Here is a 21,974-nt window from a genome sequence, read left to right as displayed (position 1 = left end):
GCAATGGTGATCAACCGAGGCCCAAAGCCTCCACTTTCATCCGTAGGCTCAGCAAGTCCTTCCAGGCCTGTTGCTTGGCGGGGGGATTGCGGAGGAGATAGGCGGGGTGCAGGGTGGGCAGGGCGTCGACGGCGTGGGTGCCGATGGTGACGTTCTGCCATTTGCCGCGCATCTTGATGATGCCATTGGTGGTCTTGAACACGGTCTGCATGGCCGGCCCGCCCAGGGTCATGACCAGTTTCGGCGCCACCAGCTCCACCTGCCGGTGCAGGAAGGGCAGGCAGAGCTCCATCTCCTCGGGGGTCGGCGTGCGGTTGCCGGGCGGCCGCCAGGGGACGGTGTTGACGATATAGACTTTGTCGCGGTCGAGCCCGATGGCGGCCAGCATGCGGTCGAGCAATTGGCCCGAGCGGCCCACGAAGGGCTTGCCCTGCCGGTCCTCCTCGGCGCCGGGCGCCTCGCCGATCAGCATGATTTTCGCTTGCGGATTGCCATCGGCGAAGACCAGTTGCGTGGCGCGGAACCTGAGGCCGCAGCCGGTATAATCGTTGAGAATGGCGCGCAATTCGTCCAGCGTGCCGGCCGAGGCGGCCAGCCGCCGCGCCTCGCTCGGATCGCCGCCCACCGGGCCGCTGGCCTGGGGCGGCGGGGCCGCTATCGGCGCGGCGCGTGGCGGCATGGTCGCGGGGGCAGGGGGCTTTTGTGCGAAGCGATCGACCGGCGCCTCGCCCACGGCCGTATCGATTCCGGCCGCCCGATACCAATCGAGCACCGAGAGCATTTCGGCGTTATTGAGGGCGCGATCTTGAGACATCGGGCCCGTTATGTCACACCCCGGAACGGGCGGAAAGTCGCGCCCTGGCCCCGAGAGTAAAATCCATGGCAGATGCCGGCAATCGTGAAGTGCTGTCCACAGATGTCCTGATCGTGGGGGCCGGTCCCGCGGGGCTCTCGGCTGCGATCCGGCTGAAGCAGCGCCATCCCGACATCGCCGTGACCGTGGTGGAAAAGGCGGCGGAACTGGGCGGGCATATCCTGTCCGGGGCGGTGATGGACCCGGTGGGGCTCGATGCGCTGATCCCCGACTGGCGGCTCAAGAATGCGCCGATCGGCCCGGAAGTGACAACGGACCGCTATCATTTCCTCACCCGCAGGCATGACTTCGCCTTCCCCCATTTCATGATCCCCCCGCAGATGCGGACCCGGGACGGGGTGATCGTCAGCCTGGGCGAACTGGTGCGCTGGCTCGGCGAGCAGGCGGCCGAACTGGGCGTCGATATTTTCCCCATGACGGCGGCGGTGGATGTGCTTCGCGATGGCGAGGGACCGGTGCGCGGCATCATTACCGGCGATCTGGGGCTCGACCATGCGGGTAATCCCAAGCCGGGCCATGCAGAGGGCATCGCACTCGAGGCGAAATATACCCTGATCGCCGAAGGCGCGCGGGGCTCGCTGGCCAAGGCGCTGATCGGCACCTTCGCGCTGGCGGAAACCTCGAGCCCGCAGAAATTCGGGCTGGGGATCAAGGAAGTCTGGGACATTCCAGCCGAGAAACACCGGCCCGGCCAGGTCGATCATTATCTGGGCTGGCCGCTCGACAATGGTACCGGCGGCGGCGGCTTCGCCTACCATGCCCAGGACAACAAGCTCTATCTCGGCTATGTCGTGCATCTCGACTATGCCGATCCGACGCTCTCGCCCTTCGACGAATTCCAGCGCTTCAAGACCCATCCCGCCATCGCTCCCCTGCTGGAAGGGGCGAGCCGCATCAGCTACGGCGCGCGGGCGCTGACGGCCGGCGGCCTCCAGGCGGTGCCGCACCTGGCCTTTGCGGGGGGCGGGCTGATCGGCTGCGCGGCCGGCTTCATGAATGCCCCGCGCCTCAAGGCTATCCACAATGCCATCCTGTCCGGCATCGGCGCCGCCGACGCGGTGGGTGCGGCGATTGCGGCGGGCCGGGAGCATGACGTGATCGACGATTTCGGCCATCGCATCATGGCCACCGGCATCGAGACGGAATTGCGCGGCGTGCGCAATCTCAAGCCGCTCTGGTCGCGTTTCGGCACGCTGGTGGGCGCCGCCCTGGGCGGCTTGGACATGTGGTGCCAGGCCATCCTGCGCGTTTCGCCCTTCGGCACCCTGCGCTGGACCGCGCCCGATAGCGCAAAGTTGAAGCCGATCTCGGAAGTGACCCCGCGCCGCTATGAAAGGCCGGACGGACGGACCACATTCGACCGGGCATCTTCGGTCTTCCTGGCCAATCTGGCCCATGACGAGGACCAGCCGCTGCATCTCAAGCTGGCCGACCCCGCCATCCCCGTGCGCGAAAACCTGCCGCTTTACGGCGAACCGGCCCCGCTTTACTGCCCGGCCGGGGTCTATGAAATGGCCGAGGAGGGGGGCGAGAAGGTCTTCCGCATCCATGCGGCGAACTGCGTCCACTGCAAGACCTGCGATATCAAGGACCCGGCGCGCAACATCACCTGGGTGCCGCCCGAAGGCGGCAGCGGGCCGAACTACAGCGGAATGTGACGCCGCGCAGAATGCGACGGCCTTGCGGCGCGGTCCCAAAACGGACAATGTTTGCGCCGATTTGCTGCCGGGAACGGTTCTGACCTCGCGGGTCGGTGGCGTTGCCGAAACGGAAAGGTGGCGTCCACTTTTCCCGGAACTGCTCTAGGGAGAAACCAGTCTCGTGACCCTGTTTTCCATTCGCCGGGCCCTGCCCCTTCTTGCCGCCGCCATGCTGGCGCTGACGGCGCTGCCCGCCAATGCGCAATTCGAGGCCGGCATGAAGGTGCAGGAAACCGCGCGCGACCTGCTCAAGCTGTTCCGGCCCAGCGTGACCGGCGCCTATCTCGCCGGGCAGCAGGCCATCAAGGATCTGCGCACCGACGAGGCCGCGCGCTTCTTCAACGATGCCGCCCAAGCCAATTGGGACGATCCGATCCTGATCGAGCGCGCCTTCGTGGCCCTGGCCGCCGACGGACAGATCGGCAAGGCCGCGACCACGGCCCGCCGCATGCTGGAACTCGACCCCGCCAACCAATTGGCGGCGCTGGTCGTGGCCAGCGAAGCGCTCAAGGAGCGCCGCTATGGCGCCGTGGAGCGCCAATTGCAGGTCGTGGGCGAAGACACGTTCAGCGGCATTACCGCAGGCATCATGCGGGCCTGGGCCCTGGTGGGCGAGGGCAAGGCGAACGAAGCCGAGACGCTGATGAACCGGCTGGGCGGCAACGGGCTCGGCGATTTCCTGGTCTTCCACCGCGCGCTCATGGCCGAGGCGGGGGGCAATATGCCCCTGGCGCTGCGCCTCGCCGAGCAGGCCTTCGACGCCGAGCCCTATGTGGTGCGCATGGCCGAAGTCTATGCGCGCATGCTCGCCAATTCCGGCGATTTCGACGCAGCCCGCGACGTGCTGGACCAATATGAGGCCCAGGGCATGAGCCATGCCGTGATCCGCAATCTGCGCGAAGCGGTGGATGCGGGGCGCCGCCCCGGCGTCTTCACCACCAGCGTGCAGGTGGGCGCGGCCGAAATGTTCCACGGGCTGGGCGTGGCCCTGTCGCGCGACGGCAGCCGCGACCTGGGCATGGTCTTCCTGCGGCTCGGCGTCTATCTCGATCCCAATTCCGACGTCGTCGCCCTGGCGCTGGGGCAATTGCTCGATATTTCGGGCCAGCACGAAATGGCCAATGGCATCTACGATGCCGTGCCCGCCAAATCGCCGCTTAAGCCCATGGCCGTGGTGCGCGTCGCGCAGAACCTGGACGCGATGGGCGACCGCGCCGAGGCGATCCGCCGGCTGCGCAATATCGTGGCCACCCGCCCCGATGATCTCGATGCGGTCTCGGTGCTGGGCGACCTGCTGCGCTATGACGAGCAATATGTCGCTTCGGCCGAGGCCTATAGCAAGGCCATCGAACTGGTGGGCGGCGATTCTCCGGCCGATTGGCGCTTCTATTACGTGCGCGGCATCGCCTATGAGCGGGCCAAGCAATGGCCTGAGGCGGAGGCCGATTTCCAGCGGGCGCTGGAGCTCAATCCCGACCAGCCACAGGTGCTGAACTATCTTGGCTATAGCTGGATCGACATGGACATGCACCTCGAAGAGGCGCTGGAAATGATCGAGAAGGCCGTCGAAGGGCAGCCCCAGGACGGCTACATCATCGATTCGCTCGGCTGGGCCTTCTACAAGCTTGGGCGGCTCGACGAGGCGGTCGAGACGCTGGAGCGCGCGGTGATGCTGCTGCCGTCCGACCCGGAAATCAACGACCACCTGGGCGATGCCTATTGGAAGGTGGGGCGGCGGCTCGAGGCGCGGTTCCAGTGGAACATTGCCCGCTCGGTGGACACGGTCGGCACGGTGACCGAACGCGTCCTGCCCAAGCTGGAAGACGGCCTGACCCCGGAAAACGAGACCGAATAGGGCCGATGGACGATTTCGCCACCCAGGCAGCGCCGGCCAAGATCAACCTGGCGCTGCATGTGACGCATCGGCGCGAGGACGGCTATCACGACCTGGAAAGCCTGGTCGTGTTCGCCGATATTTCCGACGAGCTGGAAGCGCGCCCCGCCGAGGCGGACAGCCTGGTCATCGACGGGCCCTTCGGCGGCCGGCTCGGCACGGAGCGGAACAATCTGGTGCTGCGGGCCGTGGCCGCCTTCCGGGCGCGCTGGCCGCATCTGGCGCCGCCGGGCCTCGCCATGCGCCTCACCAAGAACCTGCCGGTGGCCGCCGGCATTGGCGGCGGCTCGGCCGATGCCGCCGCCGCCCTGCGCATCATGGCCGGTCTGGCCCCGCAAAAGCTGCTTCTGGGTGAATTGGCCGATCTTGCCGCGGGGCTGGGCGCCGATGTGCCGGCCTGCCTCCTGTCGCGGCCGCTGGTGGCGCGGGGCGTGGGCGAAATCCTCTCCCCGCTCGCCGAATTTCCCCGGCTTTACGTCACCCTGGTCAATCCCGGTATCGCCGTGGCCACGGCCGATGTGTTCCGGCGACTGCGGGCGCATGACAATTATCCGCTGCCCGCCTTGCCCGACCCGCTGACCCGCCCGGCGCAACTGGGCCTGTGGCTGGCCGAGACGCGCAACGATCTCGAGCCGCCCGCCATCAAGCTGGTGCCGGAAATCGGCACGCTGATCGGCGAGATGGCGGCGAGCCCCGGCTGCATGCTGGCGCGCATGTCCGGCTCGGGCGCCACGATATTCGGCCTGTTCGGCTCCGAAGGCCAGGCCCACGAAGCCGCTCGCGAAATGCGCGGCCTGCATCCCGAATATTGGGTGGGCTCGGCGCCGCTTCTGGGGGTGTGAGGGGCACGCCAGAAGATTTCGCGTGCGCAGAGGTCTCGGCGTGCCCGACCTCGTGGTTCGACGCGCTCACCATGAGGTCTTCGGGGGATTCGCGGGGCTACCCTCCCCCTTGCGGGGAGGGCAAGCAGAGCTTGGGTCCGTGAGGACCCTAGCGGCGCTCGGGAGGGGGGCGACACGCTCGAACATCGTGGCTCCCGAACCCCCTCCCATCCTCCCCCGTCAAGGGGGAGGTGGCGCACCGCGTATGGGGCGGGGAGCCGCGCGATCCACCCGCCGTCGTCACCACCGGGCGTGTCCCGGTGGTCCATGCCTCCCCAAGATGGATTGCCGGGACAAGCCCGGCAATGACGATTTGGAATGATGGGCGGGGCTACCGGCCAAAAGCCTCAAAGACGAATGAAAAAACTCAGCTCGCGCGGCTGACGCTGTGTTGCACGACGTCGGCGAGGATGGTTTTCATCTCGCTGTCGGGGAGGGAATCGAGCGCGGCGATGGCGGCTTTGGCGTGGTCGCGGGCCTTGTCGAGGGTGCGCCTGAGCGTGTCGTAGCGGTTGAAGATCGCCACCACCTGATGCACTTCGAGATCGGTGGCGTCGGGCTTGCCCAGAGCCGAGGCGATGATGGCGCGCTCGCTGTCGCTGGCCGCTTCGAGCGCCAGGATGACCGGCAGGGTCATCTTGCCCTCGCGCAGGTCGTCGCCGACATTCTTGCCCAGCGTGCCCGATTGCCCGCCATAATCGAGCGCATCGTCCACGAGCTGGAAGGCATTGCCCAGTTCGAGCCCGTAGAGCGCCAGCGCCTTGCGGCCGGCCGCATCGGCGCCGCCCGACATGGCACCGACGGCGCAGGCGGCTTCGAACAGAACGGCGGTCTTGGCGCGGATGACTTCGGCATAATCGGCGGCGCTGGTTTCGAGATCGCCGGTCTTGGCGAGCTGGAACACCTCGCCCTCCGCCATCACGGCCGAGGCGGCCGAGAGCACGCCCAGCGCTTCGATGTCGCCGGTTTCCACCATCATCATGAAGGCCTGGCCGAGCAGGAAATCGCCGACCAGGATCGAGGCCTTGTTGCCCCAGACCATGCGGGCGGCCGGCTTGCCCCGGCGCATGTCGCTCTCGTCCACGACATCATCGTGCAGCAGGGTGGCATTGTGCATGAATTCGACGGCGGCGGCGAAATTGACGGCATGGCCCTGGCCGCGCCCGAACAGGATCGCCGCGGCCACGGTGAGCATGGGCCGCAGGCGCTTGCCGCCGCTGTCGATGAGATAGCGCGCCAGCTCCGGCACCATGTCGACATGGGAGCGGGCGCGATCCAGAATCAGGTCGTTGACGCGCGCCATGTCGGCAGCGGTCGCGGCCATGAGCCGTTCGACCGGATTCATCTCTGGCGCTTGTTTCATCTGGGGCAGAACTGACACCGCCATAACGTCCTTGTTGCCAGATCAGGCAAATCGGGTTGAGACCGTCGCCGCGAGCCATGTAGGATCGTGCGAAACCAGCCATCCGGGTGCGATGTCCCTAGACCAGCCAGCCGATCTTGTAAAACACCAAACTCCAACGCGCGACGCCTTTTTGGGTGGCAGGCTCACTCTGTCGCAGCCCCGCAACGGTTTTCGCGCCGGGCTGGACAGCGTGCTGCTGGGCGCCGCCGTGCCGGTGGGCACGGCAAAACTGCTCGACCTGGGCGCGGGGACCGGCGCGGCGGGGCTGGTGGCGCTGGCGCTGGGCCGGGCCGAGACGGCCTTGCTGGCCGAGCGCGACCCCCAGGCGCTGGCTTTGGCCGAGGAAAACGTGGCCGGCAACGGCTTTGCCGGACGCGCCGGCATCGTGGCGGTGGACGTGACGGCGGGGGCGGCCGCCCGGCGGGCGGCGGGGCTGATCGACAATGGCCATGACGTGGTCATCGCCAATCCGCCCTTCTTCGCCGCCGGCCGGGGCACATTGGCGCCGCAGGCCGGCCGGGCGGATGCCCGGCACATGGAGGTAGGCAGCCTCGATCTCTGGCTGCGCTGCGCGGCCGCCTGCGCGACGGCGGGGGGAAGGGTGATCGTCATCTATCCGGCCGAGGGCCTGGCCGAACTGCTCGCAAGCCTGCATCGCAGATTCGGCGCGCTGGACGTGCTGCCGCTGGCGCCGCGCCCCGGCGCCGCCGCGACCCGCATCCTGGTCCGGGCAATCAAGGGATCGCGCGCGCCGCTGATTCTGCGGGCCACGCGCGTGCTGCACGGGGAGGAGGGCAACGCCTTTGCGCCCGAATTCGAGGCGATCTTCCGCGGCCAGGCCTGCCTGGACTGGTAATCGGGCGGGCGGCACCCTAAATCCTGCCGGAAAATCAAAGGAGTGGACATGAGCGAGACAAAAGCGCCGAAACGCAATTGGCTGAGCCGGATCGTGCGCCGTCTGCCTGTCATTCCCGTGGTGCGCCTGCAGGGCGTCATCGCCGCCGAACAGCGCCCCGGCCGGCTCAATATCGCCGGCGTCGAACCGCTTCTGGCCAAGGCCTTCGCGATGAAATCGGCGCCGGCCGTGGCTATCGTCATCAATTCGCCCGGCGGCTCGCCGGTGCAGAGCCGGCTGATCTCCAAGCGCATCCGCGACCTGGCCGACCGGAATGGCAAGAAGGTCATCGTCTTCGTCGAGGACGCGGCCGCCTCGGGCGGCTATTTCATCGCCGTGGCGGGCGACGAAATCCTGGTCGACCCATCCTCCATCGTCGGCTCGGTCGGCGTCATCATGGCCAGCTTCGGCTTTGTCGGCGCCATCGACAAGCTGGGGATCGAACGGCGCGTGCACACGGCGGGCCGCAACAAGTCCACCCTCGATCCCTTCCTGCCGGAAAAGGCGGAAGACGTGGAGCGCATCAAGCAGTTCGAGCTCGATATCCACCAGGTGTTCATCGACCATGTGAAGGCCGGCCGCAAAGGCCGGCTCAAGGCGGCGGACGACGTGCTGTTCACCGGCGAATGGTGGACCGGAATGCGCGGCGTCGAACTGGGCCTGGTCGATGGCATCGGCGACCTGCATGGCACCTTGCGCGAGCGCTATGGCGAGGACATCGAGCTCCGGCAGATCGCGCCCAAGCGCCCTTTCTTCGCATTGCCCCGGCTGGGATTTTCCGCCCAATCGATGGTAGAAGACGTCACCCATTCCATCGAGGATCGCGCCTGGTGGGCGCGCCTCGGCCTCTAGGCTCCAACGGTCCGTTCCGCCATGCTGCTGCGCATCCTGCTCTTTCTCGGTCTCGGCCTGCTCATCTATCTCGGCATTCGCCGCATCTGGATGGATTGGTCCGGCAAGTTCAAGAAGGACGACGAACAGGCGCGCCTCGCCCGCCGCCAGCGCGACCTGGCCGAACGCCAGCGCCCCGACGTCATCGATCTCAAGCAGGACAAGGACGGCACCTACCGGCCCAAGGATGGCCGCGACCGGGACGACGGCTAGGCCGCGTCCGTCAGCAGGATGCGGCGGCACCAGGCCATGAGCGCGGCATCGTCATGGGCGAAGGACCAGGCGGCCGCCAGCCAGCGTTTGGCCGGCATGTAATCACTGATGAGATTGTGTTGGGCGAGCCAGGCCATGGCCTGGGCCCGATCGGCATCCGTGGCGGCGGGCGAGATCTCGGGGTCGAGATAGGCCACGGCGCTCCAGGCCTCCATCCGCGCATCGCCGATCACCGCGGAGGGGCCGAAATCGAGCACTGCCGTCACCCTGTTGTGGCGCGCCAGGACATTGCCCGGGAAATAATCGAGATGCACCAGCGCCGGACGCTCGGGCTCGGGCAGCATGGTTTCGGCGGCAAGAGCCACGGCCGCGCGCAGGTCCGGCGGGCATGTCGCCAGGCTGTCTCGCGAGCGGGCCTGCACAAAGCCCTCCCAGCGCGGCGCCCGCAGGCTTTCCCCGCCAAGCAACGGGCCGAAAGCGGGACGCGCCACGGCGATGGTGGAAATGGTCGCGGCCGAATCGAGATAATCGGCCAGCAGTTTTTCGCGATCTTCGCCTTTGCAAAGCGTGAGCAGATGCGAAACCGGCTCGCCCGGCAGGCGCGCCTCGATGGCGAGCACTCGGCCATCCATTTCATGGACGCTTTCAACCGCCGGCGTGCGGAAGGGCAGGCGCCGCGCATTGGCGGCGATTTCCCGCAGCAAGGCGGCGCGGGCCTCGGCTTCGACCAGGCGCGCGCCGGGCCGCATGATCCGGGCGACGCGATCCTCGCCCAGCGCATAGACCTGCGCTTCGCTGCCTGCGCCGAGACGCGGAGCGCCGGAATGGCCGAGGCGGGCGAGGATGTCCTGGTCGGAGGCAATCATGGGCGGCATCTGCGATCGGCATTGCAATGGTGTCAATGGGAAAGCCCTCTGCGCCATTGACCGCCCGGACCCGCCAAACTAGAGGTTTGTCCCGCCTATATGCAGGATAAAATCATGACCGCTCGCCCCGCCCATATGGACCCGACGAATTCGTTTCAGGGTCTGATCCTGACGCTGCAGAATTTCTGGGCGGAGCAGGGCTGCGTGGTATTGCAGCCCTATGACATGCAGATGGGCGCCGGCACCTTCCACACCGCGACGACGCTGCGCGCCCTGGGGCCCAAGCCCTGGAAGGCCGCCTATGTGCAGCCCAGCCGCCGCCCTAAGGACGGGCGCTATGGCGAGAATCCCAACCGGCTCCAGCATTATTACCAGTTCCAGGTGATCCTGAAGCCCTCGCCGGACAATATCCAGCAGCTCTATCTCGATTCCCTGGCCGCCATCGGCCTCGATGCCTCGGTGCACGACATCCGCTTCGTCGAGGACGATTGGGAAAGCCCGACCCTGGGCGCCTGGGGCCTGGGCTGGGAATGCTGGTGCGACGGCATGGAAGTGAGCCAGTTCACCTATTTCCAGCAGGTGGCGGGCTTCGAATGCGCGCCGGTGCCTGGCGAAATCACCTATGGGCTGGAGCGCCTGGCCATGTATGTCCAGGGCGTCGAGAACGTCTATGACCTCAATTTCAACGGCCGCGAGGGCGATGAAAAGGTCACCTATGGCGATGTGTTCCTGCAGAACGAGCAGGAAAGCAGCAAATATAATTTCGAGGCGGCCGACACCGAAATCCTGTTCCGCCATTTCGAAGACGCCGAAAAGGAATGCCGCGCCATCCTGGCCAAGGGCGCCGAAGGCAATCGACAGACCATGGCCATCCCGGCCTATGAACAGGTCGTCAAGGCCTCGCACAATTTCAACATGCTCGACGCGCGCGGCGTGATCTCGGTCACCGAGCGGCAGAGCTATATTCTGCGGATCCGCGAACTGGCCAAGGCCTGTGGCGAGGCATGGCTGCAGACCGCGGGCGGCGGGGCGGAATAACGCACGATCCGCTCATCGATGATTTGCGGGCCATGGTGGCGTAGGGCCTGAAGCCGGACGCTGGATCATCACCCTCGGTCCTGCCCTGAGGGTTCTGAACTTCTTGATGGTGCGGCAAGTGTAACGCCCTCGGGTCAAGCCCGAGGGTGACGAGCGGCGAGTGGGGTGGGCCCTGGCCCCGAAGACCTCATGGTGAGCCTGTCGAACCACGAGGTCGGGCGCGCCGGACATCCCTGCCACGACCTCGTCCTTCGACAGGCTCAGGATGAGGTCTACCGGGATAGTGTCGGGCTTTCGGGATCGGCGCGCTATTAAGCCGCCACCGGCGCCTCTACCTCCAGCACGGTCAGCATGTGGCGCTTGTCGGCGCGGTCGCGCCAAGTGATGGACTGGCCCTTGCGCAGCCCGATCAGGGCCGTGCCGATGGGGGTCATCACCGAAATCTTGCCTTCGTCGATATCGGCATCGGCGGGATAGACCAGGGTGACGGACACTTCCTTGTCGTCACTGGTGCGATAGGTGATGCGCGAGCCCATGCGGGCCACGTCTTCGGGAACCTTCTTGTCCTCGACCACGCGGGCGCGATCGAGCTCGCCCAGGAGGCGGTCGGCCAGATCGGGCATGCGGTCGAGCCCGGCAATGGCCAGGTCGTTGAGCTTGGCATGGTCGGCCTTGCCCAGCACGATGGCGGGGGAAAGGTCGCGGCGGATATCGTTCATGATGGAACTCCTTATGTCCCGGCGCGCGCAAGCGCGGCTGGCGGGGCATTGATTGTGAATGGGGATGACGGGCGCCGGATGCGATGTACCGTGAGCCCTAAACAGGCTCCGGCGTGAGCATGCCTAGGGCATCTATCCTGCGAGCAGGATGGTGCAGCGATGGGTAAGGCGCGTTGTCATGACGTAAAAGCTAGGCGATGCGTGGCCAAAGTCAAGCCTGCCCGCCATGCGCTCCGTTGCAATGATGCGCTTGACCTGCCAGTGTCCGCCGCAATGACTGGCATTGCCGCCGCATTCGGCGCGGCAGCATCTTGGGGAGTCTTCGCGATGGAATGGATCGTTCTCGCACTGGCCGCGGGCGTCGTCGGCTATGCCATAATCATCTATAACGGCCTGGTGTCCAAACGGCAGATGGTGCGGGAAGGCTGGTCGGGCATCGACGTGCAATTGAAGCGCCGCACCGATCTCATCCCCAACCTGATGGAGACGGTGAAGGGCTATATGGCCCATGAGCGCGAAACGCTCGACGCGGTGGTCAATGCCCGCGCCCGCGCCACCAGCGCCGCCGCTGCCGGGCCGGAAGCCCGCGCCCAGGCGGAAGGCGAATTGAGCGCGGCCCTGGGCCGGCTGCTGGCCGTGGCCGAGGCCTATCCGGACCTCAAGGCCAATACGACCTTCCTCGAATTCCAGAATGCCTTGCAGGGCGTGGAAGAGGAAATCCAGATGGCCCGCCGCTATTACAACGGCGCGGTGCGCAACCTGAACATCCAGGTGGAAAGTTTCCCCTCCAACCTCGTCGCCAATGCCTTCAAGTTCGAACAGGCCGAATATTTCGAGCTGGAAAACGAAGCCGAGCGGGCCGTGCCGCAGGTGAAGTTCTAGGGCGAAGCCATTCAAGCACGCGATGCGGCACCCTCCCCCTTGCGGGGAGGGCTGGGGTGGGGGATCGCACGATCGAACATCGTGGCTCCCGCACCCCCTCCCATCCTCCCCCGTCAAGGGGGAGGTGTTCGGCCGGTGGCACCCGGGCATCGATCGCGGAGACGCTAATATGGAGATTCCGTCTGCCATGTCATTCGGTCAGATTGGTTCGCACAGAATGTTGCATGCGCGCTTTCTCGCCGCCTTCGCCATGCTGGTGGCCCTCGCATTTCCAACCCTCGCCCGCGAGGAATTCCGGGCCTATGCCTCGGAGGTGACGGTGCGCATCGATGGCTCGGTGGCGGTCACCGAAACCATCGATGTCAATGCCGAGGGCATCGATATCCGGCGCGGCATCTATCGCGATATTCCGGTGACCATGCTGGGCGACAGCGGCAACAAGATCCGCATCGCGCTCGAGGTCGAGGGCGTGACCCGGGCGGGACAACCGGAAATGTTCCGGGTGGAGCGCATGGGCGATTTCCAGCGCATCTGGATCGGCGATCCCGATAGCCTGCTGCGCCGGGGCGTGCATCGCTACACGATCCAGTACAGCATGGAGCGCATGGTGCGGCCCAGCGCCGATGGCGGGGATGAGCTCTATTGGAACGTCACCGGCAATTACTGGGATTTTCCCATCCTGAGCGCGGTGGCGCGGGTGCGCCTGCCCGAGGGCGCGGTGATCCGCAATCTCGCCGCCTATACCGGCGCCGCCGGATCGCGCGAGCAGGCGGTGACCATAACCCGCGAGAGCGACAGCAGCGCCATTTTCCACAGCCAGCGCGAATTGGGACCGGGCGAGGGCATGACCATTGCCGTCTCGTTCCAGGAAGGCGTCATCGCCTATCCCGAGGGGACCGATGCGCTGGTGCAGGCCATTTCCGACCAGCGGGAAGTGCTGTTCTCGGTCGCCGCGGTGCTGGCGCTGCTGCTCTACAATTTCACCGCCTGGCTGCGCGTGGGGCGCGATCCCCCCAAGGGCCTCATCATCCCGCGCTTTCATCCGCCTAAGGGCTTTTCGCCGGCGCTGACCCATTATGTGCACAAATGGGGCTTTGCCAGCTCCGGCTGGACGGCCATGACCGCGGCGATTTTCGATCTGGGGGTCAAGGGGCTGGTCCGGATCGACAATCCGGGCAAGACGCTGACGGTGACCGCCACCGGCAAGGCGCCGGAGGACAAGCTGCCCGTGGGCGAAAAGGTGCTGTTCGACTATTTCTCGGCCAAGGGCGCGGTGACCTTCGACAAGGCCAACGGCACCGATCTCAACACGAGGCGCGGTGAATTCACGGCCGCGATCGAGCGGGAGAATCGCGCGGTCTGGTTCAACAACAACACCATTTTCGCCGTACTCAGCTTCGTGCTGGCGGTGCTCATGGTCGTCGGCATGGTGGCGCTGGATATCCTGGAGCCGATCTGGCTGTTCGTGGCCGTGGTATCCGGCGTGTTCTTCGGCATTATCGGCACGGTGCTGTTCGGCAGCGTCAAGTCGGGCGGCTGGCTGCAGCGCAGCATCGTCGGCGTCTGGATCGCCGTGTTCGCCTTCAATTTCGGCGGCGGGGCGTTGGAAATGTTCACTGGCCTCACCATCAACATCGCCGCCATCGCGGCCGGCTCGCTGGTGCTGATCAGTGTGGTCTTCGCCGTGCTGATGCGGGCGCCGACCGTGCAGGGCCGCAAGGTCATGGACGAGATCGAGGGCTTCCGCCTCTATCTCGAAACGGCCGAGAAGAACCGGCTCAATATCGAGGGCGAGCCGCCCATGTCGGTGAGCCGCTTCGAGCGCATCCTGCCCTATGCCATCGCCCTGGGGGTGGAAAAGCCCTGGTCCGAGCATTTCGAGGCCGAGCTGAAACGCAATGCGGTGAGCGACGCCGAGCCGGGCTACCGGCCGGGCTTTTACTCGGGCGGCCGTTCCTTTTCGGCCGGCAATCTGTCGCGGGCGATCACCACCGCCTCCTCCGGCATGGCCGCGGCCATGGTGGCGGCGCAACCGGTGCAGGCTTCTTCCTCGGGATCGAGCGGCGGGGGCTTTTCCGGCGGCGGTGGCGGCGGCGGGGGCGGTGGCGGCTGGTAGCTTGCGCCAGCCCGCCATGGACAACCCCGCGCCTGCGCGCTAATCACCCTCACGCCTCAAAAACCGGTTCTACCCATGCCCGAACTTCTGCTCGAACTCTTCTCCGAGGAAATCCCCGCCCGCCTGCAGCGGCGCGCCGCCGAGGACTTGAAGAAGGCCGTCACCAACGCCCTGGTCGATGCGGGTCTGGTCTATGAGGGCGCCAAGGCCTTCGCCACGCCGCGCCGCCTGGCGCTGACGATTTCGGGCCTGCCGGCCCGCTCGCCCGATATCCGCGAGGAAAAGAAGGGCCCCAAGGTCGGCGCGCCGCAGCCGGCCATCGACGGCTTCCTGCGTTCGGCGGGGCTGGGCTCCATCGACGAGGCCAAGGTGGAAAGCGACCCCAAGAAGGGCGATTTCTACGTGGCCACGATCGAAAAGCCGGGCGCCGACGCGGTGGACCTGCTTTCGACCATCCTGCCCAAGGTCATGGGCGATTTTCCCTGGGCCAAGTCCATGCGTTGGGGCTCGGGCAGCTTCAACTGGGTGCGTCCGCTGCGCGCCATCACCGCCACCTTCGGCACCGAGAACGACGAGCCGGTCAATGTGCCGTTCGTGGTGGGGGGGCTGGCCTCCGGGCAGACGACGTTCGGGCATCGCTTCCTGGCGCCCGAGGCCATCCGCGTGAAGCGTTTCGAGGACTACCAGATCGCCCTCGAACGCGCCAAGGTGGTGCTCGACGCCGACCGCCGCAAGGACATCATCCGCACCGACGCCGATAATCTCGCATTTGCGCAAGGGCTTAGCGTCATTCACGACGAAGCCCTTCTGGAAGAAGTGGCGGGGCTGGTGGAATGGCCCAATGTGATGATGGGCTCCTTCGATCCGGAGTTCCTGAAACTCCCCGAGGAAGTGATCATTGCCACCATCCGCGCCAACCAGAAATGCTTCTGCCTGCGCGACGGCGAGGGCAAGCTGGCGCCCAATTTCATCATTACGTCCAATACGATACCGGCCGATGGAGGCGCCGTGGTGGTGGCGGGCAATGAACGCGTCATCCGTGCCCGTCTCAGCGATGCGGCCTTCTTCTACCAGGGCGACCTCGCGGTGCCGCTGGAGCACGGCCTGCCCAAGCTCGAGGACATGGTGTTCCACGCCAAGCTGGGTAGCCAGTTCGCCATGGTGCAGCGGCTGGTGAACCTGGCAGCCGAAATCGCGCCGCAGGTCGGCGCCGATGTGGAAACCACCAAGCGCGCCGCCATGCTGGCCAAGGCGGACCTTGTCACCGGCATGGTGGGGGAATTCCCCGAGCTGCAGGGGTTGATGGGGCGCTATTATGCGACGGCGCAGGGCGAGAAGCCGGAAATCGCCCAGGCGCTCGAAATGCATTACAAGCCTATGGGGCCCTCCGACCGGGTGCCCACCGAGCCGGTTTCCATCGCCGTGGCCCTGGCCGACAAGCTCAACGTGCTCTCGGGCTTCTGGTCCATCGACGAAAAGCCGACCGGCTCGCGCGATCCCTTCGCGTTGCGCCGCGCGGCCCTGGGTGTCATCCGCATCATCACCGAGAACGGGCTGAAATTCCCGCTCAAGGTCGATGCCGACCTGCTCGCCTTCTTCCATGATCGGCTGAAGGTATCGCTGCGCGATGCCGGCGCGCGGCACGACCTGGTGGACGCGGTGATTTCCGCCGACAGCAACGATATCCTGCAGATCACCCAGCGCGCCGAGGCCTTGTCGAGCCTTCTGGCCAGCGATGACGGCGCCAACCTTTTGGCCGGCTATCGCCGCGCCGCCAATATTCTGGCGGCGGAGGAGAAGAAGGACGGCCGGACCTATGCCGGCGCTGTGGACCAGGCGGCCCTGAACCTGCCCGAGGAAGAGGCGCTGGCTTTTGCCGTCGACGGGGTGCATGCCGCCGTGGCGGCCCATGTCGGCCAGGACGATTACAAGGGCGCCATGGCTGAACTCGCCACCCTGCGCGCGCCGGTGGATGCCTTCTTCACGGCGGTCCTGGTCAACGACGCCGACCCGGCCATTCGCGAAAATCGTCTCAACCTGCTGGCGCGCCTGCGCGATACCATGCATCTTGTGGCTGATTTCGGTAAGGTGGCGGGGTAATTCTGGACTCCTGCACCTCACCCTGAGCTGTCGAAGGGCGAGGTCGGCGTGACCGGCTTCGTGGTTCGACAAGCTCACCATGAGGTGTTCGGAGAGCTGGAACATGTCCGTCGGTCTTCTCGCCCTTCTCGATGATGTTGCGGGCCTCGCCAAGGTGGCGGCGGCATCGCTCGACGATATTGCCGGGCAGGCCACCAAGGCGGGGCTGAAGGCCGCCGGGGCCGTGGTGGACGATGCGGCGGTGACGCCGCGCTATGTCGATGGCTTCACCGCCGACCGCGAATTGCCCATTGTCGGCCGCATCGCCTGGGGCTCGGTGCGCAACAAGCTGATCTTCCTCTTGCCGGCGGCGCTGATCCTGAGCCTGGTTGCGCCCTGGATCATCACGCCCGTGCTGATGCTGGGCGGGGCCTATCTCTGCTATGAGGGGGCCGAGAAGGTCTTCCACGCGCTGCTGCCGCATGAGGCGGAGAGCCACGAAGCCGGGCTGGAGCCGGCGGCGCTGGATCCGCAATCGGAAGAGGACACCCGCGTCGCGGGCGCCATCAAGACCGATTTCATCCTCTCCGCCGAAATCATGACCATCGCGCTGGCCGCCATCGAGGTCGACAATTTCTGGACCCGTGCCGCCATCCTGGCGCTGGTGGGGGTGGGCATCACCGCCTTGGTTTATGGCGCCGTGGCGCTCCTGGTCAAAGCCGACGATTTCGGCCTGTTGCTGGCGGGCAAGGGGCGGCTGGGCTCCACGCGCAGCTTCGGGCGCTGGCTGGTGCGCGCCATGCCGATCTTCATGCAGGTGCTGGCCGTGGTGGGAACCGCGGCGATGATCTGGGTGGGCGGCGGCATCATCCTGCACGGGCTCGCTGCCTTCGGCCTGGCGGCGCCCGAGCACTGGATCGAGCACGCCGCCGAATGGGCGGCCCATGCCTTGCCGGCCGTCGGCGGCTTCGCCGGCTGGGCCATGACCGCGCTTATCGATGGCATTTTCGGACTGGCCTTCGGCCTGGTGATGATCCCCGTCGCCGGTTACGCCATCGCGCCGCTGTGGCGTGCGGTGAAGGCCGTCCTGCCGAAGCGGGCTTAACGGGCCGCAGGTCGCAATCCGGCGCTTATTACCATTCCGGCAAAGGTGGTAATAGGCGCCTCAAAACGGCGCCGTGAACCCGGCGGCCTTTTTTCCCTTGAATGGGGCCATGCCCTCGCGGGCGAGTTCGTCGGCGCGTTCGTTGAGTTCGTCGCCATTGTGGCCCTTCACCCAGTGCCAGGAAATGTCGTGGCGCCTGGTGGCTTCGTCCAGGGCCTGCCAGAGCTCGACATTTTTCACCGGCTTCTTGTCCGCGGTCTTCCAACCATTGCGCTTCCAGCCGTGAATCCAGCCCTGGACGCCGTTCTTGACATATTGGCTGTCGGTATGGATTTCGACCTTGCAGGGCCGGGTGAGGGCGTTGAGCGCCTCGATGGCGGCCGTGAGCTCCATCTTGTTATTGGTCGTCAGTGGCGCGCCGCCCTTCAATTCCTTGCGGTGCTGCCCGAATTGCAGGATGGCGCCCCAGCCGCCCGGGCCCGGATTGCCCGAACAGGCGCCGTCGGTATGGATGATGACGGTGTCAGCCATGGACCGGCCGCCTGTAGATATGGAACTGGCAGGCAAGGCCGCCCGGCTCGGTTTCGACATGGGTCTTTTCCATGCCGATCCTTTCGAGAATCGCGAGGGAGGCGGCGTTGCGGGTGTCGGCGAAGCCGATGAAGTGCTCGCCTTTGCCGCTCCTGAAGAACCAGTCGCGCAGCCCCGCCGCCGCTTCCGTCGCATAGCCCGCCCCGTGAAAATCCTCGAACAGGGCGTAGCCTATTTCAGGTTCGCCGGTGGGGGGATAAATCCCGAAGCCGGCGCGGCCGATAAAGGCGCCGTCGCTCTTGCGGGTCAGGCGCAATTTGCCCAATTGCCGGGTTTCGAACAGATCGATCCAGGTCTTGAGCGCTACTTCGGCCTCCGCGCGCGTCCAGGGCGCGCCGCTCGCGGTCAGGTAGCGGGAAATATTGGGATTGCCATGCAGCGCGACCAGGTCGTCGAGCTGGTACAGCCGCCAGCCCGACAGAATGAGCCGTTCCGTCTCGAAGAGGTCGAGCCCGTTCATCGTCCCGAAGCCGCTTCCAGATTGCGCAGCACCTTGGGGATGTTGAAGGCGATGTTTTCTTCCGCCGTGGTCCTGGTCTCGACCTTGACCGCATAGCGCGCGGCGAAGGCGTCGATGACTTCTTCCACCAGGCTCTCCGGGGCGGATGCGCCGGCGCTGACGCCCAGCGAGGTGAGATTGCCGTAGAGCGACCAGTCGATATCGCTGGCGCGATCCACCAGCGTCGCGATCTTGCAGCCCGAACGCAGGGCGACTTCGACCAGGCGCTGGGAATTGGAGGAATGGGGCGAGCCGACCACGATCATGGCATCGACCAGGGGCGCGACGGCCTTGATCGATTCCTGGCGATTGGTGGTGGCATAGCAGATGTCTTCCTTGTGCGGCCCGTTGATGGACGGGAAGCGGGCGCGCAGGGCGGCGACGATTTCGCGAGTATCATCGACCGAAAGCGTGGTCTGGGTGACGAAAGCCAGGGTTTCGGGATTTTTCGGCACGAAGCGATTGGCGTCCTCCACCGTCTCGATCAGCGTGACGGCGCCGGGCGGGAGCTGGCCCATCGTGCCGATCACTTCGGGGTGACCCTGGTGGCCGATCAGCACGATCTCGTGGCCTTCCTCGAAATGGCGCGAGGCTTCCACATGCACTTTGGAGACCAGCGGGCAGGTGGCATCGAGGAAGAACATGTTGCGGGTGCGCGCTTCGGCGGGCACGCTTTTGGGCACGCCATGGGCCGAGAACACCACCGGCGCCTCGGTGTTGGGGATTTCCTCCAGCTCCTCGACGAACACGGCGCCCTTGGCCTTGAGGCCTTCCACCACATATTTGTTATGCACGATGGCATGGCGCACATAGACCGGCGCGCCATATTTCTGGAGCGCCAGCTCCACGATCTGGATCGCGCGGTCCACGCCGGCGCAGAATCCGCGCGGTGCGCAGAGCAGAATGTCGAGGTGCGGCCTTTTTTCCATGCCAGATCAGATGCTTTCAGCGCCCCGGCAAGTCAAGTGCTGTTGCAGCCGCGCGGGGCATGGGCAATATGTGTCTGGAGCTTGGGAAGGGAATAGGCCGTGAGTTTGGCGCAGGAAATGTTTGCGATTGCCCCGGCCCTGGGGAAAGCGAACCTGAGCGCCAGCCAGCTCAAGCTGCTCGCCGGCAAGGCGCGCTGGATCTTCCGCGTCTGCGAGGCGGGTTTCCCGACCATTCCCACCATCGCCATCACCCGCGCCGCCTGGGACGAATTGCAGGCCGAGCGCGGCCGCCGCGACATAAGGCTGCGCACCCATTGGGTGGCCTGCCTGTTCAAGCTGGTCGACAAGGACGGCAAGCCGCCCATGCTGGTGGTGCGGACTTCCGCCGCGAGCCACAATGGCGGGCTGATGCCGGCGCGCATCGGCATTCCGGCGCCCGCCGCGCCCGAGGACGCGGTCGATCCCGGCCGGCCGCTGGCGCGGGCCATCAAGCAGGCCTTCGAGAGCTACGGCTTTTCCGGCCGGACCTGGACCGGCGGGCGGCAGGAGGATGATCGGGCGCGACAGATCGTCCTGGTGCAGGCGGTGGCCGAAGGCGCGGTCGAACAATTCCTCACCCGCAATGCGGCGACCGGCGCCCTGGGCCCGGCGCCGCTCAATGGCGGGCCGCTGCCGCGCCTGCCCGAGGGGGTCAACGCCCTGATCGCGCTGCTCGACGCCAAGGCGGGACGGCATATGAGTTGCCTCGTGGCGGTCAAGGATGGACAGGTGCAGTTCATGTCGGCGCGCTCGGTGCAGGCCAGCGCCGGCGCGGAGCTGGAAGCGGCGGTGGATCGGGTCGAACGCCGTATCTGGACCCCGCATAGTGCCGTCAGCCGGGTGGATGCCAACCGGCTGGCGCTTATGCTGCATCCACGACTCAAATCGTCCGAGGGCGTCTCGCCCATCGCCATGGGGCTGGGCGTGTCGCCGGGCGCCGCCAGCGGCATCATCGTCTTCAATGCCGAGGATGCGGCGCGGCTGCGCGCCCGCGGCAAGCATTGCATTCTCGTGGTCAACGAGACCGGCCCGGCCGATATCGAGGGCATGAAGGCGGCGACCGGCATTCTCACCGCGCGCGGCGGCATGTCGAGCCATGCCGGCGTCATCGCCCGCATTACCGGCAAGCCCTGCGTGGCCGGGGTGCGTAATCTGTCGGTCGATGCCGCCGAAATGGTCTGCCATATCGGGGACCGCGAATTCCGCGCCGGCGACCGGCTGACCATCGATGGCACCGACGGGGCGGTCTATCTCGGTACGCTGCCCCTGGCGCAACCGCAGATCGGCGGCGCCATCGGCAAGCTGCTGGGCTGGTCCGATGCCAGCCGCGACATCGCCGTGCGCACCAATGCCGAAACCATGGAATCGGTGCAGACGGCGCTGAGCTTCGGCGCCGAAGGGGTGGGCCTCGCCCGCTCCGAGCACATGTTCTTCTCGCCCGAGCGCATGGTGGCGCTGCGGCGCATGATCCTCTCCGAGGACGAGGATGCCCGCTCGCGGGCCATTGCCGGGCTCGTGGATTACCAGACCGGGGATTATTCGGCGCTCTTTGCCTCGATGAAGGGGCTGCCGGTCAATGTGCGGCTCTTCGATCCGCCGCTGCACGAATTCCTGCCGCGTACCGACGAGGAAATCGAGGAAGCGGCGGCCTCGCTGGGCGTGGCCGTGCGGGCGCTGCGCATGCGGCTGGAACGCATTGCAGAGATCAATCCCATGCTCGGCCATCGCGGCGTGCGGCTGGCCATCACCTATCCCGAAATCCTGCAGATGCAGATGCAGGCCGTGCTGGCCGGGGCCCGCGCCGCCAGCGAGAAGCAGTCCGAGCCGGTGGCCGTGGAGGTCATGGTGCCCTTCGTCTCGACGGCTTCGGAAGTGTCCTGGGTGCGGGAACGGGCCATGGCCATTCTCGACAATTCCGGGCTGACGCGCTCGGAAAGGGTGCGCTTCTCCTTCGGCACCATGCTGGAATTGCCGCGCGCCTGCCTCCGCGCCGGCGATATCGCCGCCATGGTCGATTTCATCTCCTTCGGCACCAATGACCTGACCCAGACCACGTTCGGCATTTCCCGCGATGACGCGCCGACTTTCCTTGCCGCCTATCAGCGCAAGGGGGTCTATGAGCGCGACCCCTTCGTCACCATCGACGAAAAGGGCGTGGGCGAAATGATCGAGATCGCCATTGCGCGGGGCAGGGCGGCAAATCCCCGGCTCAAGATCGGTATCTGCGGCGAGCATGCCGGCGACCCGGCATCGCTGAAATTTTTCGCCGGGCTCGGCATCGACTATGTGTCCTGCTCACCCTATCGTGTACCGATTGCCCGGCTGACCCTGGCGCAGGCTTCGGCTTAAACTGGCGTC

At 66.2% G+C, this 21,974-nt stretch carries 19 protein-coding genes; 12 read left to right on the top strand and 7 right to left on the bottom strand.

Annotated elements, in window-relative coordinates; all coding sequences use genetic code 11:
• Positions 1 to 10: 10 nt before the first annotated feature.
• Complete coding sequence (locus A3840_RS17670) at positions 11 to 814, bottom strand: uracil-DNA glycosylase (protein ID WP_067460073.1); 804 nt, start codon at positions 812 to 814, stop codon at positions 11 to 13.
• A 65-nt stretch (positions 815 to 879) separates the two neighbouring features.
• Here A3840_RS17670 and A3840_RS17665 point away from each other — a divergent pair, with 65 nt between their 5' ends.
• From A3840_RS17665 to A3840_RS17655, 3 genes are all read left to right on the top strand, one after another.
• Positions 880 to 2,532, top strand: a complete 1,653-nt coding sequence (locus A3840_RS17665; protein WP_067460070.1) for an electron transfer flavoprotein-ubiquinone oxidoreductase — start codon at positions 880 to 882, stop codon at positions 2,530 to 2,532.
• Positions 2,533 to 2,695: 163 nt separating this feature from the next.
• Entirely contained in the window at positions 2,696 to 4,429 is a 1,734-nt protein-coding gene (locus A3840_RS17660; protein ID WP_067460067.1) for a tetratricopeptide repeat protein, read from the top strand.
• Between the two features lie 5 nt (positions 4,430 to 4,434).
• The gene (locus A3840_RS17655; RefSeq protein WP_067460064.1) at positions 4,435 to 5,310 is read left to right on the top strand and encodes a 4-(cytidine 5'-diphospho)-2-C-methyl-D-erythritol kinase; all 876 of its coding nucleotides are present in this window, start codon (positions 4,435 to 4,437) and stop codon (positions 5,308 to 5,310) included.
• A gap of 406 nt (positions 5,311 to 5,716) precedes the next feature.
• Here A3840_RS17655 and A3840_RS17650 read toward each other — a convergent pair whose 3' ends face one another.
• Entirely contained in the window at positions 5,717 to 6,736 is a 1,020-nt protein-coding gene (locus A3840_RS17650) for a polyprenyl synthetase family protein (protein WP_067460062.1), read from the bottom strand.
• Between the two features lie 148 nt (positions 6,737 to 6,884).
• Between A3840_RS17650 and A3840_RS19350 the strand changes: the two genes are divergently transcribed.
• Genes A3840_RS19350 through A3840_RS17635 form a run of 3 tightly spaced genes read left to right on the top strand, consistent with a single transcriptional unit; the run spans position 6,885 to position 8,753 of the window.
• On the top strand, positions 6,885 to 7,610 hold the full coding sequence (locus tag A3840_RS19350) for a tRNA1(Val) (adenine(37)-N6)-methyltransferase (protein WP_165603220.1): 726 nt from the start codon (positions 6,885 to 6,887) through the stop codon (positions 7,608 to 7,610).
• A 48-nt stretch (positions 7,611 to 7,658) separates the two neighbouring features.
• Entirely contained in the window at positions 7,659 to 8,501 is an 843-nt protein-coding gene (locus A3840_RS17640; protein ID WP_067460056.1) for a S49 family peptidase, read from the top strand.
• Positions 8,502 to 8,522: 21 nt separating this feature from the next.
• Positions 8,523 to 8,753: a hypothetical protein gene (locus tag A3840_RS17635; RefSeq protein WP_067460053.1), complete on the top strand. Its 231-nt coding sequence runs from the start codon at positions 8,523 to 8,525 to the stop codon at positions 8,751 to 8,753.
• Here A3840_RS17635 and A3840_RS17630 read toward each other — a convergent pair.
• Entirely contained in the window at positions 8,750 to 9,619 is an 870-nt protein-coding gene (locus A3840_RS17630; protein ID WP_165603219.1) for a phosphotransferase family protein, read from the bottom strand. The genes A3840_RS17635 and A3840_RS17630 overlap by 4 nt on opposite strands.
• A 114-nt stretch (positions 9,620 to 9,733) precedes the next feature.
• Here A3840_RS17630 and A3840_RS17625 point away from each other — a divergent pair, with 114 nt between their 5' ends.
• Complete coding sequence (locus A3840_RS17625) at positions 9,734 to 10,657, top strand: glycine--tRNA ligase subunit alpha (protein ID WP_067460117.1); 924 nt, start codon at positions 9,734 to 9,736, stop codon at positions 10,655 to 10,657.
• Positions 10,658 to 10,968: 311 nt separating this feature from the next.
• Here A3840_RS17625 and rnk read toward each other — a convergent pair whose 3' ends face one another.
• Positions 10,969 to 11,376 carry a nucleoside diphosphate kinase regulator gene (gene rnk, locus A3840_RS17620; protein WP_067460047.1) on the bottom strand — a complete coding sequence of 136 codons (408 nt, stop codon included), beginning with the start codon at positions 11,374 to 11,376 and terminating at the stop codon, positions 10,969 to 10,971.
• A 327-nt stretch (positions 11,377 to 11,703) separates the two neighbouring features.
• Between rnk and A3840_RS17615 the strand changes: the two genes are divergently transcribed.
• The 4 genes from A3840_RS17615 to A3840_RS17600 all read left to right on the top strand — a co-directional run bounded on the left by A3840_RS17615 (position 11,704) and on the right by A3840_RS17600 (position 17,558).
• The gene (locus A3840_RS17615) at positions 11,704 to 12,258 is read left to right on the top strand and encodes a LemA family protein (RefSeq protein ID WP_067460044.1); all 555 of its coding nucleotides are present in this window, start codon (positions 11,704 to 11,706) and stop codon (positions 12,256 to 12,258) included.
• A 217-nt stretch (positions 12,259 to 12,475) separates the two neighbouring features.
• Positions 12,476 to 14,374, top strand: a complete 1,899-nt coding sequence (locus A3840_RS17610) for a DUF2207 domain-containing protein (RefSeq protein WP_067460041.1) — start codon at positions 12,476 to 12,478, stop codon at positions 14,372 to 14,374.
• A gap of 75 nt (positions 14,375 to 14,449) precedes the next feature.
• Entirely contained in the window at positions 14,450 to 16,474 is a 2,025-nt protein-coding gene (glyS, locus tag A3840_RS17605) for a glycine--tRNA ligase subunit beta (RefSeq protein WP_067460039.1), read from the top strand.
• A gap of 103 nt (positions 16,475 to 16,577) precedes the next feature.
• Positions 16,578 to 17,558, top strand: coding sequence for a DUF808 domain-containing protein (locus A3840_RS17600; protein ID WP_067460034.1), 981 nt, complete (start codon positions 16,578 to 16,580; stop codon positions 17,556 to 17,558).
• A 60-nt stretch (positions 17,559 to 17,618) separates the two neighbouring features.
• On the opposite strand, the gene rnhA is transcribed toward A3840_RS17600, so the two are convergent.
• Genes rnhA through ispH form a run of 3 tightly spaced genes read right to left on the bottom strand, consistent with a single transcriptional unit; the run spans position 17,619 to position 19,577 of the window.
• Positions 17,619 to 18,089, bottom strand: coding sequence for a ribonuclease HI (gene rnhA / locus A3840_RS17595; RefSeq protein ID WP_067460030.1), 471 nt, complete (start codon positions 18,087 to 18,089; stop codon positions 17,619 to 17,621).
• Positions 18,082 to 18,609, bottom strand: a complete 528-nt coding sequence (locus A3840_RS17590) for a GNAT family N-acetyltransferase (protein ID WP_067460027.1) — start codon at positions 18,607 to 18,609, stop codon at positions 18,082 to 18,084. Before A3840_RS17590 ends, rnhA begins: the two co-directional genes overlap by 8 nt.
• Positions 18,606 to 19,577, bottom strand: a complete 972-nt coding sequence (gene ispH, locus A3840_RS17585) for a 4-hydroxy-3-methylbut-2-enyl diphosphate reductase (RefSeq protein ID WP_067460025.1) — start codon at positions 19,575 to 19,577, stop codon at positions 18,606 to 18,608. The genes A3840_RS17590 and ispH overlap by 4 nt, the downstream gene beginning before the upstream one ends.
• Before the next feature lie 117 nt (positions 19,578 to 19,694).
• Here ispH and A3840_RS17580 point away from each other — a divergent pair, with 117 nt between their 5' ends.
• Entirely contained in the window at positions 19,695 to 21,965 is a 2,271-nt protein-coding gene (locus A3840_RS17580) for a putative PEP-binding protein (RefSeq protein ID WP_067460022.1), read from the top strand.
• Positions 21,966 to 21,974 lie beyond the last annotated feature (9 nt).

This window comes from Devosia elaeis, from assembly GCF_001650025.1.
Taxonomy (GTDB): domain Bacteria; phylum Pseudomonadota; class Alphaproteobacteria; order Rhizobiales; family Devosiaceae; genus Devosia; species Devosia elaeis.
The sequence above is the reverse complement of the archived record's forward strand: the minus strand, read 5'-3'. Positions and strand labels throughout refer to the sequence as shown.